The organism is Natronorubrum halobium (genome assembly GCF_051351675.1).
Taxonomy (GTDB): Archaea; Halobacteriota; Halobacteria; order Halobacteriales; family Natrialbaceae; genus Natronorubrum.
The window spans coordinates 3,701,975-3,716,366 of record NZ_CP195595.1 but is presented as its reverse complement, the minus strand read 5'-3'; the positions used below and the strand labels follow the sequence as shown (position 1 = coordinate 3,716,366).

The 14,392-nt window shown below is 65.1% G+C and carries 14 protein-coding genes; 10 read left to right on the top strand and 4 right to left on the bottom strand.

Going from position 1 to position 14,392, the window contains the following annotated elements:
• Window positions 1–54: 54 nt before the first annotated feature.
• From ACSFC7_RS18435 to ACSFC7_RS18415, 5 genes are all read left to right on the top strand, one after another.
• Window positions 55–1,899, top strand: a complete 1,845-nt coding sequence (locus ACSFC7_RS18435) for an aldehyde ferredoxin oxidoreductase family protein (RefSeq protein WP_436344278.1) — start codon at window positions 55–57, stop codon at window positions 1,897–1,899.
• The gene (locus ACSFC7_RS18430; RefSeq protein WP_436344277.1) at window positions 1,892–2,698 is read left to right on the top strand and encodes a DUF7124 domain-containing protein; all 807 of its coding nucleotides are present in this window, start codon (window positions 1,892–1,894) and stop codon (window positions 2,696–2,698) included. The genes ACSFC7_RS18435 and ACSFC7_RS18430 overlap by 8 nt, the downstream gene beginning before the upstream one ends.
• 110 nt (window positions 2,699–2,808) lie before the next feature.
• On the top strand, window positions 2,809–3,066 hold the full coding sequence (locus ACSFC7_RS18425) for a hypothetical protein (protein WP_436344276.1): 258 nt from the start codon (window positions 2,809–2,811) through the stop codon (window positions 3,064–3,066).
• Window positions 3,067–3,072: 6 nt separating this feature from the next.
• The gene (locus ACSFC7_RS18420) at window positions 3,073–3,432 is read left to right on the top strand and encodes a hypothetical protein (protein ID WP_436344275.1); all 360 of its coding nucleotides are present in this window, start codon (window positions 3,073–3,075) and stop codon (window positions 3,430–3,432) included.
• Between the two features lie 88 nt (window positions 3,433–3,520).
• On the top strand, window positions 3,521–3,685 hold the full coding sequence (locus tag ACSFC7_RS18415; protein ID WP_436344274.1) for a hypothetical protein: 165 nt from the start codon (window positions 3,521–3,523) through the stop codon (window positions 3,683–3,685).
• Window positions 3,686–3,751: 66 nt separating this feature from the next.
• Here the strand turns inward: ACSFC7_RS18415 and ACSFC7_RS18410 are convergent, their stop codons facing one another.
• The 3 genes from ACSFC7_RS18410 to ACSFC7_RS18400 form a co-directional block, all read right to left on the bottom strand.
• On the bottom strand, window positions 3,752–3,985 hold the full coding sequence (locus tag ACSFC7_RS18410; RefSeq protein ID WP_436344273.1) for a hypothetical protein: 234 nt from the start codon (window positions 3,983–3,985) through the stop codon (window positions 3,752–3,754).
• Between the two features lie 95 nt (window positions 3,986–4,080).
• Window positions 4,081–4,713: a TorD/DmsD family molecular chaperone gene (locus ACSFC7_RS18405; RefSeq protein ID WP_436344272.1), complete on the bottom strand. Its 633-nt coding sequence runs from the start codon at window positions 4,711–4,713 to the stop codon at window positions 4,081–4,083.
• A 25-nt stretch (window positions 4,714–4,738) separates the two neighbouring features.
• Window positions 4,739–6,889 (bottom strand): hydrogenase iron-sulfur subunit, encoded by a 2,151-nt coding sequence (locus ACSFC7_RS18400; RefSeq protein WP_436344271.1) that lies wholly within the window; start codon window positions 6,887–6,889, stop codon window positions 4,739–4,741.
• Window positions 6,890–7,145: 256 nt separating this feature from the next.
• Between ACSFC7_RS18400 and ACSFC7_RS18395 the strand changes: the two genes are divergently transcribed.
• The 5 genes from ACSFC7_RS18395 (at window position 7,146) to ACSFC7_RS18375 (ending at window position 13,285) form a co-directional block, all read left to right on the top strand.
• On the top strand, window positions 7,146–10,511 hold the full coding sequence (locus ACSFC7_RS18395; RefSeq protein WP_436344270.1) for a molybdopterin-dependent oxidoreductase: 3,366 nt from the start codon (window positions 7,146–7,148) through the stop codon (window positions 10,509–10,511).
• The gene (locus tag ACSFC7_RS18390) at window positions 10,508–11,182 is read left to right on the top strand and encodes a 4Fe-4S dicluster domain-containing protein (protein WP_436344269.1); all 675 of its coding nucleotides are present in this window, start codon (window positions 10,508–10,510) and stop codon (window positions 11,180–11,182) included. The genes ACSFC7_RS18395 and ACSFC7_RS18390 overlap by 4 nt, the downstream gene beginning before the upstream one ends.
• Window positions 11,183–11,184: 2 nt before the next feature.
• Window positions 11,185–11,847 carry a hypothetical protein gene (locus ACSFC7_RS18385; RefSeq protein WP_436344268.1) on the top strand — a complete coding sequence of 221 codons (663 nt, stop codon included), beginning with the start codon at window positions 11,185–11,187 and terminating at the stop codon, window positions 11,845–11,847.
• Entirely contained in the window at window positions 11,844–12,956 is a 1,113-nt protein-coding gene (locus ACSFC7_RS18380; RefSeq protein WP_436344267.1) for a cytochrome b/b6 domain-containing protein, read from the top strand. The genes ACSFC7_RS18385 and ACSFC7_RS18380 overlap by 4 nt, the downstream gene beginning before the upstream one ends.
• Before the next feature lie 149 nt (window positions 12,957–13,105).
• Window positions 13,106–13,285 (top strand): hypothetical protein, encoded by a 180-nt coding sequence (locus ACSFC7_RS18375; RefSeq protein ID WP_436344266.1) that lies wholly within the window; start codon window positions 13,106–13,108, stop codon window positions 13,283–13,285.
• Between the two features lie 880 nt (window positions 13,286–14,165).
• On the opposite strand, the gene ACSFC7_RS18370 is transcribed toward ACSFC7_RS18375, so the two are convergent.
• The gene (locus ACSFC7_RS18370; protein WP_436344265.1) at window positions 14,166–14,315 is read right to left on the bottom strand and encodes a hypothetical protein; all 150 of its coding nucleotides are present in this window, start codon (window positions 14,313–14,315) and stop codon (window positions 14,166–14,168) included.
• Window positions 14,316–14,392 lie beyond the last annotated feature (77 nt).

The window sequence follows — 14,392 nt, the reverse complement described above, 5'->3', positions numbered from 1 at the left end:
ATTTCATCACGATGGGGAACTGTTAAAGGACGTTCGATACGTACGTGTTATCCAATGACGCGGGAGTATCCAACACATCTCCTCCGGATCGACCTGTCGTCTCGGTCCGTCGCCAGCGAACGGATTCCGGAGGCGTGGCTCGAGCGATACGTCGGGGGGAAGGGACTCGGTGCGCGGTACCTCTACACGGAACTCGAGGCGGGGACGGAGCCGCTCTCGGCGGAGAACGTCCTCCTCTTTCTACTGGGACCGGTGTCGGGGCTGACGCCGGGTGAGGCCAGATACGCGGCGGTCACGAAGTCGCCGCTGACCGGAACGTTTCTCGACTCCTACAGCGGCGGTTCGTTCCCCGACCGGCTCGCGGGGTCGCTGGGGAACCACCTCGGGGTTCTCGTCACGGGTAGAGCCGATGAGCCGGTCGTGCTCTCGGTCGCGGACGGCGACGCGTCGATCGAACCTGCAGGCGATCTCTGGGGCGTAGACGCCGTCGAAACCTGCGAGGCGTTTCCGGACGCTGCGGTCGCCTGCGTCGGCCCCGCGGGCGAGCGCGCGGTCCAGTACGCGACCATCGCGGCCGACGGCGGGGACCACCACGCCGGCCGCGGGGGAGCCGGAGCGGTGATGGGGTCGAAGCGATTGAAGGCGGTCGTCGCGCACGACGCGGCACCGACGGGGCTCGAGGCCCTCCGGGAGCGCTACGAACGGCGATTCGCCGAGAGCGAGACGGGACGCTGGCAGTCAGCGAGCGGGACGCTCGAGACGATCGACTTCGCGAACGAGGTCGGCGTGTTACCGACGCGGGGCTGGCAGGCGGGGCGGTTCGACGGCGCGTCGGAACTCGGCGTGGAGGCGGTTCGCGACCGGGCCGACGAACGCGAACGCGAAGACGACGCCGTCCCGGGAGGGTTCCGGATCGAGAGCGACGACGGCGAGAGCGTTCCCCGCGGCGCGACACCGATCATGCTGGGAGCGGGGCTGGGAATCGACGACTTCGACGCCGTGGCCACCCTCGGCGCGACCTGCGATCGGCTGGGGGTCGACGTCATCACCGCCGGCAACGCCGTCGCCTGGGCGATCCGGGCGAGTCGGGAGGGGCTGCTCGAGCGCAACCTCTCGTTCGGCGACGAAGACGCGGCCCGAGCAGTAATTCGCGAAATCGCGACCCGAGAGACACCGCTGGGTAACACGTTGGCCGACGGAATCGAGGCCGCAGCCGCCGAATTCGGCGGCGAGGATCTCGTTCCGACGGTCAAGGGAATGGACTGTTCGTCGTACGACCCCCGCGGTGCGGAGACGATGGCCCTCGCGTACGCGACCAGCGACCGCGGGGCCTGCCACCGCCGCGCGCGTCCGGTCGAGTCCGAGGCCCTCGGTCGCGCCTGGCCGAACGACCGCGCTCGAGTCGCCGCCGTCGCCGGTGAACAGAACCGCCGGGCCGTCTGCTGGAGTCTGATCGCCGACGACTTCCTCGAGGACGCGCTGTCCCACGACCTCGGCGCCGAGTGGCTCGCAGCGGTCGGCCGCGAGTACGACCGCGCCGAACTGGCAACCGTCGGCGAACGGATCTGGACCCTGGTTCGACTGTTCAACGTGCGCGAGGGGTTCGCGCGGGCGGACGACTCGCTCCCCGAAGCGCTGCTCGAGCCCCAGACCGACGCCGACGAACGTGCCGGGACCGGGGGGTCCGCCCTAGATCCGGAGCGTTTCGACGCGTTACTCGAATTCTACTACCGATACCGCGGCTGGAGCGACGAGGGACGGCCGACTCGAGAGACGCTCCGACGACTGGGGCTCGAGTCGGTCGTCGACGACGCGACGCCGGTTCCGGAGACTGACGCCGAGTCCGTGCTGGACGACGATTCCGACCGCCATCCCGCCGAGGTGACCGACGATGACTGACCGGATCGATCTGGACGACCTCGAGACGGCGACGGACGACGACGAGGAAACGGGAAACCGAGGTGACTGGTTGTGGCGCGACGACGGACCCGCCGAGACGGAAGCGGAACTCGAATCACGACCCGCGAGGGCGACCGGTAGCGCGAGCGGTTCGCACGCGGGAGAAAACGCGGATCGAGACGAATCCGACAGTGCGGGTGCAGACGCGGCCGAACCGGACCGAACTCCTGTACCGCACGTCCCCCAGACCGGCGAGAGTACTCCCGTCGGGATTCCGAAGCAGGGGAGCGACGGAAACTCGAGCACCGCGGCGAGCGCGCCCGAATCGGAGTCGGCGCCCGGATCGGCGTCGATGCGACCGATGGGGTCCGGTGGGGGTAACGAGAGCGATCCAGCGGAAGAGACGGCCTCTGGCCCCCACGGGAGCGGCCCGGACGAGATGACGATGGCTATCACCTACGACGCTATCAAGCGACTCGAGCACCCGGCGGCGGTCTTCGCGAGTGCGTACGAGTGGAGCGATTGGGTGGGCATCATCGGAGACGTGCCCGCCCACGTCGTCCAGAAGTTCCAACGGGACCACGGGATCGACGTCGACTTCTTCAACGGGACCGGGACCGGCCCCGGCGAACGACTCGCCGAAATCGATCGCAACTCGATGTTCTACGCCGATCGGATGGTCGTGGTCGGTATCGCGGGCGAGGACGAACCCATCACCGAAGCGGCCGACTGGGAGTTTGTCCCGCTCGAGACGGCGGCCGAGAAAGCCGATTGGCGACTCGAGGGGGACTCGTCGTGACGCTTCGATCGAGTGGAGGTCGGCACACTCGAAATCTCGATTCCGACGACCGTCACGCTCGAGTACCGGTAGTGTAGGGTATTTTTGCCGTGGGTATCGATAACGCGCACATGGGGATACGTACTGCGATCGAGCATAATCCGCTGGTAGCAGCGGGACTGCTGTTCGCCCTCGGCTGGAGCCTCCTGATCGGGTTGCAGATCTACAACCAGATGGGGTCGATCACCGGCGGCGACTGGGTCGGCAGACACGGCATCGGCGGGCTGATGGGACTCCTCGTTATCGCCGCCTTCGTCGGGTTGGCGATCGCCACTTTCGGCGCGCTCGGCGAACCCGAACCGAGACCCGAGGAGTGGCCACCAGAGTGAGTCGCCGTGACGCTCACCATCCAGATCAGCGACCGGTTCCGCGAGGCGGCGACCCAGTGGGGCGACAATCGCCTCTTGGACGAACGGGACGCTATCGAGACCAAGGCCGAACAGGCGCTCCTCGAGATCGAGTACCTCGTCGCCGATGCGACCGAGGTCGAATTCGACGTCGACGATCACGAGATCCACCACCAGCCCAGCGACGACCTCGAGTCGTTTCTCGAGGAGCAGGCCGACGCGTACGGACTCGAACCCGCGGACGTCCTCGCGTTGCACGTCGACCTGTTCGCGCGGGTGTTTCTCGAGACCGATGGGGAGACGACCGGTTCGGAGTCGAATACCCCGGACGATCCACGGCCCTGGTGAGTCACGGGGCCGTCGGCTCCGGGACGATCGGCGACGTGTACGCGAATCACCGCAAACATATTTCTGTGTCACTGGTGCACACACATCTATGACGCACACCAACTGGCGACCGAACCCGACACTTGACACGAAGCGTGGGAAAGAGGTCTGGGATCACCGGGCCCCACACGACATCAACGACGGCGAGATCGACGGCGAGATCGAGTTCAGCGACGAGGTCCTCGAGGGGTTCCGAGACGACGAAGACGAGTAACGTCCACCGCTTTCGTCGGATCGGTCGCAGACGATCCGAGACGGACCCGACGCGCGAACGGGTGCGTCAGTACCCAGATGCATCCTCGAAACAGCGACCACACCGGTCGATTGCCCAGGTGGTTCGGATCTCTTCGTCGGAGACGACTCGAGTGCTGTCGTGCGTCGCGGTCACGAGCGAGCCGCACTTCGTGGTTCGAACGCTTCTGTCGTCGCGTGGTTTGTGAGCCGTGTTCGTCCGGGTGTTGAGAATGCGGCGCATCGCCTTGTGACACAGGTGGCTGATGTATAACGCTGTCACCAACACAATTGGTGTGCGTTAGCGATGAACGTTCAGCGCTCGAACACCGATCGTCGCCGGTTCGAACCCTCGAGCGACCCGTACGTCCACGACGGTCAGGCCATCTGCATCGCGATCTCTCCTTCGAACGCGACGTCCCCCTTGAGGATCGACGCGACGGCCTCGTAGAACTGCTCGTCGGTCCGGTCGCGGATGTCGTCCGCGAGGGCGGGGATCCACTCGGAGAGGTGCTCCTCGTGGAACACTCGCTGGTAGCCGACGGTCTCCTCGTAGCCGGCCCGCTGCTGACGGATCAGGTATTGGAGGAAGGCGAGTTCGACGGCGACGTAGTCGTTCTCCTCCGGATAGTCGTCGGGTGGCGACCAGCCGGCGGCCCCGTAACTGGCCTCGACCTTCGCGAGCCCGGCCCCCCGGAAGTCCGTATCCTCGCGGTAGTAGGTCTCGTGGGGAAGGATCGGCGGTCGCGGCCCGATGAACAGTTGGGTGAACTCGCGCTCGAGGTCGTTCTGGACGGCGGCTACGTCCCGGGATCGGCTCTCCTCGATGAACGTCTCGAGGGCCGCGAATCCGCGATCGAGTTCCCCGCCGACGCTCTCGTCGGGCAACAGGACGTCCGCCGAGCAGATCGTCTCGACGAACGACTCGCTCGGGACGTCCGCGAACGCGTCGATCAGGAAGTTCACTAGCTCGAGTCGTGCGTCGTACAGTGCGTGTTGGTCCAGACTCATGAGTCGTGGGTGTCGTGTCCGTGGTTCAGCCGTTTCCGCGATCGTAGAGCAGTTGCGCGCGACAGTCGCCGCAGTACTCGAAGATACCTCCCTGCGCGTTCGGCACGAGGCCGGCGACGGCGTCGCCGACCTCCGACTGGATCTTGCGTGCGGAGCCCTCGCTCGTGAAGGGTGTGCCGCAGTTGTTGCACTCGCGCATCTCCCCCTCGTACACCTCGATCCAGGCGGAGTCCGCGTCGCCCTCGTCGCTTCGGTTCTCCGGTAACAGGGACCGATCGAGCCCGTCGCGCATCGTGATGACGTCCTCGATACAGCCCTCCTCGCAGAGCCCGCAGTTGACGCACTGTTCGTGATTGAACTCGAGCGTCGCACCGCCCTCGGTCCGCCGAATCGCGTCGGTCGGACAGAGGTTCGAACACGTCGGCGTGAGCGTACAGCCCTCCTCGACTTCCATCCGGCCGAAGTCCTTCAGGCCGCGGATGACGTTCCGCTCCGGGTCGACGTGCTCGAGGATCGCGCGGACGCTCTCGAGGGTCCAGCCGTGGCTGTCGAACGCCGGATTCTCTCGGTCGGCGTCGATCCCACCCGTCGCTTCGTGTTCGCCCGCGGGAATCGGCGAGGGCGACTCCTCGAGGTCCGCGGCGAACGCCGAGACGGCCTCTACGAACGCCTCGTGGTCGTCCGGATCGGGCGCGAAGAACGCGAACCGCTCGCCCAGTTCGAGGTCCCGACTGGCCCGGTTCAGCCGGTCGACGAGGTCGGCCTTCGGGTCCGGACCGGAGTGCAGGCAGTCGCCGCCGCAGCCGACGACGGCGACGCCGTCGGCACCGCACGCGAGGGCGTGCACGGCGTGGGCCTCGCCGACCGTGTCCGTACAGTTCACGCGCACGGGGAGGATCGGCGGGTACTCGACGTCCGCTTTCCCCGCGGCCGCCAGTCGCCCGTACTCGGCCAGCGCGTCGTCGGCCCGCTCAGAGCAGACGAACGCGACGATGGGAGAGTCGAGGTCCGAACCCGACCGGTTCAGGAGTCGGCCACCTTCCTCGTCGGTCGGCCGGAGCAGGGCCTCGACCTCGCGAGCGATGCGCTCGTTCGAGGGCTCGCGGAGCATCGTCGCCCCCGTCGGACAGGCGCTGGTACAGGCCCCGCAGTTCTGGCAGGCCGCCCTGTCGAACTCGACCGAGTCGATCCCGTCGCGTTCGACCGCGTCGTGCGGACAGGCCTCGACGCACTCGTTACAGCCCATCTGACTCGAGGCACCCGACGCGCAGACGTCCATCTCCAGATCGAGGTGATCCGGCTTCTCGACGCCGCCGAGCAGACGCTCGACGGCCGAAATCGTCGCCGCGTCGATCGGCGCGGTGTAGAAGCCGATCCGACCGCCGCGCGTCCGGCGGCTCGCGGCCGGATAGACGATCTGGTCGAACTCGAGGGTGCGCCGCGTGCCGTCCATCTCGATCGCGTCAGTGGGGCAGACGGCCGTCCACTCCCCGTCGGGGGCGTCGGGGTCGATATCGACCGGGTAGCGAGTGACCTGCCCGTCGGGCCCCTCGTGGACGCACTTCATGCAGGAGATGCAGTCCTCGGTGACGCGCGACTCGAGGTGGACGGTGAACTCCCCGAATCGTCCGGCCACGTCGACGACGCGCCCGCGTTCGATCGTGACGTCGTCGAGTTCCGCCGCGGCGTCGACGAACTCCGTCCCGTCGGCGATCAGCGTCACCTCGGCGTCGTCGGAAAGGGCGGCCGCGGTGTCGGGATCGGCGACGACTGCGACGCGCTCGCCGGCCTCCTTCGAGACCGACCGCGAGACGGACTCGGCCTCGAGGCCGGCGTACCGCGCGTTGACCATTCGAGCAGTTTTGGCCGTCGCGCCGGCCTCGTCGTGGACCCAGCCCGCGCCCTCGCGCTGATCGACGAACGAAATGGCGTCGGGGTGCAATCCTCGTTGCTCGGCGACCCGCTCGAGTTTCCGCTGGGCCGTCGGCTCCGGACAGGTGACGATCAACTGATCAAGGTCGTACTCGTCGATCACCTGTTCCATCCCGGCGACGCCGTCCCCGCAGAGCAGCCGTGAACTCGCCGCGACGTCGACGCCTTCGATCCCTTCTCGGACGCCCTCGAGGTCGACGTCACAGGTGTCGGCACACGAACAGGCGAAACTCCCCACTCTCATCCCGTTATGCTATACCGTGCCACGATAATAGCGTTGTGTCCGGTCGAACGGAAATTCAACAGTTTTGACGGAATAAATCGGTAATATGTGGTGTATATTAGGGATAATACGAGAATAACCTAGTTACGACACAAACTCTTCGCGTATTACTTGAGGAAATATTCATAGTGGTCAATCGCAAGGGTCTAGGTATGTGTCGTCATAGCATACGATCGGTGCGACAGGAAGGGGCACACTCGGAAACGGACGTGATGACATGAGCGTCGAGGGTGAGCCGGTCACGATCGACCTCGATCGTCGGTCGTTCATGAAGGCGAGCGCGCTCGCCGGCGGACTCTTCCTCGGCGGCGGCGTGACGGGACACGTCCTCGGCGGCGCACAGGACGAGGACGGCGAAGGCGTCCCCGAGGGGGCCGAGACCTCGAAGGTGATCTGTAACTACTGCGCCGTCGGCTGTGGCTTCAAGGCCGTCAAGGACGGGGACTCCTTCGTCGCCCAGGAGCCGTGGTTCGAGAACCCGATCAACAACGGCTCGCTCTGTTCGAAGGGTGCGGGCATCCTCGAGACCGAACACTCGCCTAAGCGGCTCAAACATCCGATGCGAAAGGAAGACGGCGAGTGGCGACGGGTCACCTGGGACGAGGCCTACCGGGAGATCACCGAGACCTGGGAGGAGACGATCGAGGAGTACAGCCGCGAGAGCGCGATGCTTCTCGGCAGCGCCCACCACTCCAACGAGGCGGCCTACGCCAGCCGCAAGTTCGCGGCGTTCATGGGGACGAACAACGTCGACCACCAGGCGAGAATCTGTCACTCGCCGACCGTGACGGGGCTGGCGAACACGTGGGGCTTCGGCGCGATGACGAACACGATCAACGACTACCGGAACTTCGACCTGCTCATCATCCTCGGGCAGAACCCCGCGGAGTCCCACCCCATCGCGATGCAACACATCCTCGAGGGACAGGCCAGGGGCGGGACGATCGTCTCGATCGATCCCCGGTACACGAAGACGTCGGCCCACGCCGACTACTTCTACCGGTTGCGACCCGGAACGGACGTCGCGCTGGTCTTCGGACTGCTCAACTACGTCCGTGAGCAGGACGAACTCGACGACGAGTTCCTCGAGGGCCGGGTGATGGGCTGGCCGGACGCCGAAGCCGAACTCGATCGGTACGACCTCGAGACGGTCTCCGATATCACCTGGATCGATCAGGACGATCTCGAGGAGATCGGCGACCTGATTATCGAGAGCTCGCCTCACGTTCAAGTCGAGTGGGCGATGGGTGGTACCCAGCACAACAACGGCACCCAGAACATCCGCGCGTACGCGCTGTTCAGCCTCGCGACGGGGAGCGCCGCCCGCTCCGGCGGCGGCCTGCAGGTCATGCGCGGACACGCGAACGTGCAGGGGGCGACCGACCTCGGGGTCGACGCGAGCATCCTGCCCGGCTACTACGGCGTCGACTCGCCGGGTTCGTGGGAACACTGGGCTGACGTCTGGGACCAGAGTCCCTGGACCAGCGGGAGTACGTCGTTCGAGGAACTGTACGACAAGTTCGAGATGATGCCGGATGACATGTGGAGCGGCATGGAGCCGCCGGCCGAAGTCGAGGCGGGCGGTGCGGGTGTCGACGTCGAGGAGGAAGAAGAGGACGAAGGAGGCGAAGGAGAGGAGAGCGAAGGTGGCCAGGGAGACGAGGAAGGTGACGAGCCGGACGCCGAAGACGAAGACGAGGGCCTGGAAGAGGAGGCGCCGATCGACGACGTCGAGGAGCGGTCGATGATGTTCCAAATCGGGCTGACGGTCGCCCGCTGGTACGAGGCCGCGCTCGGGCAGGGGGATCGGCTGCTCGAGTCGAACCTCTACCAACCGGAGCCGCTGAAGATGGCCTTCTTCTGGGGGCACTCGGCGAACTCCATCAGCGAGATGGATCGGATGAAGCGGGCGATGGAGGAACTCGACCTGCTGGTCGTCGTCGACGTCTTCCCGGCCGTCGCCGGGACGCTCCCCGACGACGCGGACGTCCTCCTGCTGCCGGCCTCGAGCCAGTACGAGCACGTGCGCTCGGTGACGAACTCCCACCGGTCGGTTCAGTGGAGCGAGGCCGCCGCGTCGCCGGCGCACAACTCCAAGCCGGACCTCCAGATCTTCCAGGAACTGGCCCATTATATGGGCTTCGGCGAGCACTTCGACTGGGGAACCGGCCCCGAGATTCACAACGGCCGGACCTCGTACGAGGACGCACTCCGCGAGATCAATCTCGGTGTGCGATCGATCGGGTACCAGCAGTCGCCCGAGAAATTGCAGCAGCACGCGGAGTACGACTGGGCGTTCAGCACCGAGGATCTGCGGGCCGAAAACACCGGGACGCCCGTCGACGGCGACTACTGGTCGCTGCCGTGGCCCTACTGGGGCGACGACCACCCCGGATCGCCGATCATCTGGACGAAGGAGGCCGATCCCCGCGACGGCGGGCACGACTTCCGCGAGAACTGGGGGGTCAGGGCTCCCACGCCGGACGAGTGGGAGGACCTGGACATCGAAAAGGAGTACCCGCTCCAGGAGACGTACGACCAGGACGGCGAGGACGGTCTCGACCTGATCGCCGGCTCGTTCGAGGCGCCGTGGTGGGACGACCAGGAGATCAACGGCGTGCCGTCGTATCCGAACTACGCGACGATGTTGCCGGACGATCCGTCCGACGCGTCGACCCAGACGCTGCCGGTCGAGATGGCGCTCGACGAGGAGCAGTCGGTCTACGACGCGGCCGTCGCACTCGACGAAGAGTACGGCGACGAGGTGGATATCGATCCGGAGGCCTACGAGGAGTACGACTACGCTCAGCCCGACCCGCCGACGGGACGCGGGACGGCGCGGGCGGTCGTCTGGAACTTCCTCGATACGGTGCCGGTCCACCGGGAACCCGTCGAGAGCCCGCGTCCGGATCTCGTCGAGGAGTGGCCGGCCAACGGCGAGCAGACCAACTTCTGGCGGCTCGACCAGAACAACGCGAGCGTCCAGGAACAGGCGACAGCAGCGGTGCACACCGAACTCGGCAGCGACGCCGAGAGCGGACGTACCGTGATCATGACCTCCGGCCGACAGGTCGAACACCAGGGCGGCGGGGCGGAGACGCGGAACAACAAGTACACCGCCGACCGCCAGCCGCACATGTACGCGGAGATCAGCCCCGAACTGGCGGAGCACCTGGACGTCGTCGGCGGCGACGACCACGTCGTCGTCACCTCGGCCGACAAGGGAGCAATCCTCGTGAAGGCCAACGTGACCAACCGGGTCAACGACGAGGAGATCTTCCTCCCCTACCACTGGGGCGGGATCTTCCACGGCGAGGACAGGAGCCCGAACTGGCCTCACGGCACCGAACCGCTGGCGATCGGCGAGAGCGCGAACATCATCACCCCGAGCGGATTCGACGCCGAGACGCAGATGCAGGAGACGAAGTCGGGCGTCGTCCACGTCCAGAAGGCCACGCAGGACGTGGTCGACGACCTCGACATGCAGTTCATCGACTACCCGCAGGACGAACTCGGCCTCGGGACGCAGAAGCAGTACGACGTCCGCGAGTGGGACATGATGGAAGGCGGTGAGCGACTATGACACAGGACACCCCATCCGGCAACGTAATGAGCCAGGGCGTGATGAGCACCGGCGACGGGATGCGGATCTTCCCCGACGTCGAAGCCTGCATCGACTGCGGCGGCTGCGTCGTCGCCTGCAAGCGCACCTGGGACCGCGAGGTCCAGAACCAGCGTATCGACATCACGACCATGGCGGAAGGGACCGCCGGGCCGCAGGGCGAAAACGCCGACAAGACCGGTCGGCTCGAGGCCGGCGAGAATCCCGGCGAGACGAGCCTCCCGATGCAGTGTTACCACTGCGAGAACGCCCCCTGCGTCTCGGTCTGTCCGACCGACGCGCTCCAGAAGGAAGACGACGGCTTCGTGACGGTGACCGAAGACCTCTGCGTCGGCTGTCAGTACTGCCTCTCGGGATGTCCATTCGGCGCGCCGCAGTTCCCGGACAGCAACGACGGCACGGCCCGGATCTTCGGTACCGGCGGCATCATGGACAAGTGTACCGGCTGTCGCTCACGCCAGGAGGCCCAGAAGGGACCCGCCTGCGCCGAGGAGTGTGCCACCGACGCGATCCTCGTCGGCGGCGCCGGTGAGATCGCCGACGAACTCGAGCAACGCGACAGTCGCCCGTTCTTCAACGAGGAGGCGATGGAGATCATCTTCGGGGCCGAAGACGCCCAGCTCTTCCAGTAACCATGAGCGACGAACGACCACCCGACTCCCACGAGGGCGACGATGTCCACGCCGCGACGGATCCGGATCGAACGACCGATGCGGTCGACCGGACCGATCGCGACGCCGAAGCGGCTGCCACGGGACGCGACGCGCAGGCCGGGGACCCGTCCGACGAACGACGAGGGGACGCTGACCCCGATCCGGCATCCGGCAGCGGGGCCGGCGACGACGGCGGCGGCCTCTCGGACCGCGTCGCATTCTGGCTCAGCGCGCTGATCGGACTCGTCCTCGCGTTCGGCGCCGTCGCGCTCGTCTCGGGACGAGCACCCCTCTTCGAGGACGTCCTACGGGTTCGGCCGTCCGTCGAAGGCGGCGGCGTCGGCGCCGACTGGATCGTCGGAAACACGGAACCCGTTCTCGAGGCGCTGATAGCGATCGTCCACTTCGCGGACGTCGTCCTGGGGATCTTCATCCTCGTGATGGTGTTCGTCCACTGGGCGGCGTTCAGGCGACTGGCCGCGCGGATGCAACCGCCCGATGCGAGGGCCCGAACGCAGGAGACGGCCGCGGCGACGGACGGCGGGACGGGGCAGTGCGAGCGCGACGGTGATACGGGACAGCACGGGCCCGACGAGCAGTCACGCGAGGACGGTGCGCCCTCCCGCGGAGGTGATCCGTCGTGACGAATCTCGACCACGGCAAGTTCTCGCGCGCCACCACGATGTTCCACTCGTTGCTGGCGCTGACGGTGTTTATCCTGTTCTTCACGGGCTACGCCATCGCCTTCAACACGGAGTTGTGGTGGCTGGTCGAACTGATGGGCGGCAACCAGGGTGTGCTCTCGATCCACCGCCTCGCCGGCTTCACGCTGATCGCACTGACCGGGTTCTGGGTGACGTACATGCTCATTCGCTCGAGTAGCCGATCCAACTTTACCGAGATCCTGCCGAACCTCAGGACGGATCTGGCGGCGTTTGTTCAGGACGTCAAGTTCGCCCTGGGTCGGGCGGACGAGCGCCACCCGGCGGCCCGCCAGTTCGCGGGCTACAAGGCCGAGGAGGTCCCGCTCATCTCCTACGTCGGCAAGGGTGTCATCTGGATCTTCACCGTCGAACTCATCCTGCTGATGATCTCGGGCCTGCTCATCTGGCGCAAGACCTGGTTGATCGACTTCTACAACTCCCAGTCGGTCGTGATGGCCTTCGTCGCCTTCCACGGTCTGCTCGGGATCATCATGCTGATGGGCGTGATGTTTCACACCTTCGAACACGGCTTCCATCCGGCGTTCTACCCGGTGGAGATGAAGGCGTTCCTGCCGAAAGAGCGGACGCCGAATTTCCACGGCGACGCCGACGAGTACGAGACGACCGGCATCGAGCGGCTTCGCCTCAAATCGTCCTGGCGGTGGGCGACGAACGTGATGGGCATCCTGGTCGTCGTCGGCATTGTCAGCGTGATGATGGCGAGCCTCGAGTACGGCGGCTACCCGGTCTCCGACAGTCTGGTGTTCAACGAGGGAAGCGTCCTTCGAACGATCGGCATCAACGTCGGCATTCTGGTGTTGTTCGTCGGCCTCGTGCTCTCGATGTACGGTAACGTGCTCCGGGCGCGCTACGAGCGCCAGCGGGAGCAGGAGGCGACTCGGACGCCCGCCGCGGACGGCGGTGAGCCGAGTGAAACGAGGCGAACGTCGGACGACCGCAGGTCGTCCGGAAGTGAGCGATCCGGAGGATCGCGATCCTCGTCGGAGCCTCGCTCTGACGGCGGTGAACCCGATCGCGAGCGGAGGTGAGTCCTTGGCGACGATTGAGCACCCCGTCGCGCTTCTCCACATTTCTTCGGATCGATCCGCTCGAGTACTCGGCCGATTCCGTCCAATGCAATCGCTACGGCGATCGTTCCAGGAGGGGATTTACGTAAATCCGCAACGTATGCCAAAGCATGGCAGGCATCCTATACTCGATCTACGCCGTGGCAGTGTTGCTCGTCGCCGTCGGCGGCCTCCTCGGGGTCGTCTTCGGCACGCCGGACGTCGCCGACGAACGCGATTACCGATACGAGGCGCTCACGGTCCTCGCAGCCGTGTTCATTCTAGCGCTCGTTGGCGGATTTCTGCTGTAGCTCGTCGGCGAGTTCCGCTCGAGCGAACGCGTGAGAGTCGAGGTCAAGGGCCGTCGGCGCACGCCTCTCGTCGGTCGACCACGCTGATTCCTCCTCGCAGTATCGACTGTTTCGATCCAGAGACGACGCTCGTTCGAACTCGTCGTCTTCGATTCTCGTCCGATAATTGGTCGGATCCCGAAGTTCGATGCATTTTCTACCTTATCTGAATAATACTCAAATTCCAGATAATAGTCTCGACTTTTTATTTTCTAAACTATTTCGATCGGCGAACACTCACACCAGGTCTTCTTGACTGATATCGACGTATTGTGGTGAAAAACGGCATATGGGCGCGTGAGTTGACGATTTACGACGATCAATAATCATCGAGTAGACGATTTCGGTCGATCGGTCCCGAACAGGGATTACTACCGCTGAGGCCCCATCTATTCGGGTTACAAGGGCAGACGGAAATCTACTGGGAGGTGACCCGAAATCCACTGCTGATTCACACCGCAGCGTCGGATCGGGAGCGGCCTAATATATTAAATCGGGATGTTTTACTATAGTATAGGAATTATGATTGTTTCCCTATCGATAATCGTCGCCGGCGAGACAAGGATAACTCACTGGAGGGGCTCCCCAGAACGTTCGACGATGGCTATCCGTTACATCCATATGGCTGTAACACCGATTTTCGGCTCAGACCTACTCATTCGCTGGAAGCGTGATCGCGTAGGCTGTCACTCGCGATCAGCCGTTCGATAGCACCGAACAAACAGTTTCGGAGAGAGTGTGCCGGGAGTGGGTAAGTGGAGGGCTAACGCGCGGACTGCAATCTCTCTGTCCGTTCTGTCTGACTGAACAGCTGTTCACAAGTCGAACGGGTGATGGACCGTCACGGATCGGACACCTCCAGCCGGTCCGGTTCCGCGACGGCGTAATTCAGCCCGTGGAGTTCGTCCGTGTGGCACCACTCCGAAAAACGATGGCGTTCCGACTGATCGAACGAGACGATCGGCGCGAGTACCGTCCCTGAGGTGCACATTTCCTCGACGAGTCTCGTACTCGGAGGGTACTCGAGCGGTCGTTCGACGGCGATGAACAACCGACGCTCGTCGATCA

What these genes read in the sequence shown, in the direction of transcription:
- ACSFC7_RS18435 (WP_436344278.1), top strand. Translation starts at nt 55, where the DNA reads ATGACGCGGGAGTATCCAACACATCTCCTCCGGATCGACCTGTCGTCT.
- ACSFC7_RS18430 (WP_436344277.1), top strand. Translation starts at nt 1,892, where the DNA reads ATGACTGACCGGATCGATCTGGACGACCTCGAGACGGCGACGGACGAC.
- ACSFC7_RS18425 (WP_436344276.1), top strand. Translation starts at nt 2,809, where the DNA reads ATGGGGATACGTACTGCGATCGAGCATAATCCGCTGGTAGCAGCGGGA.
- ACSFC7_RS18415 (WP_436344274.1), top strand. Translation starts at nt 3,521, where the DNA reads ATGACGCACACCAACTGGCGACCGAACCCGACACTTGACACGAAGCGT.
- ACSFC7_RS18405 (WP_436344272.1), bottom strand. Translation starts at nt 4,713, where the DNA reads ATGAGTCTGGACCAACACGCACTGTACGACGCACGACTCGAGCTAGTG.
- ACSFC7_RS18400 (WP_436344271.1), bottom strand. Translation starts at nt 6,889, where the DNA reads ATGAGAGTGGGGAGTTTCGCCTGTTCGTGTGCCGACACCTGTGACGTC.
- ACSFC7_RS18395 (WP_436344270.1), top strand. Translation starts at nt 7,146, where the DNA reads ATGAGCGTCGAGGGTGAGCCGGTCACGATCGACCTCGATCGTCGGTCG.
- ACSFC7_RS18390 (WP_436344269.1), top strand. Translation starts at nt 10,508, where the DNA reads ATGACACAGGACACCCCATCCGGCAACGTAATGAGCCAGGGCGTGATG.
- ACSFC7_RS18385 (WP_436344268.1), top strand. Translation starts at nt 11,185, where the DNA reads ATGAGCGACGAACGACCACCCGACTCCCACGAGGGCGACGATGTCCAC.
- ACSFC7_RS18375 (WP_436344266.1), top strand. Translation starts at nt 13,106, where the DNA reads ATGGCAGGCATCCTATACTCGATCTACGCCGTGGCAGTGTTGCTCGTC.
- ACSFC7_RS18370 (WP_436344265.1), bottom strand. Translation starts at nt 14,315, where the DNA reads ATGTGCACCTCAGGGACGGTACTCGCGCCGATCGTCTCGTTCGATCAG.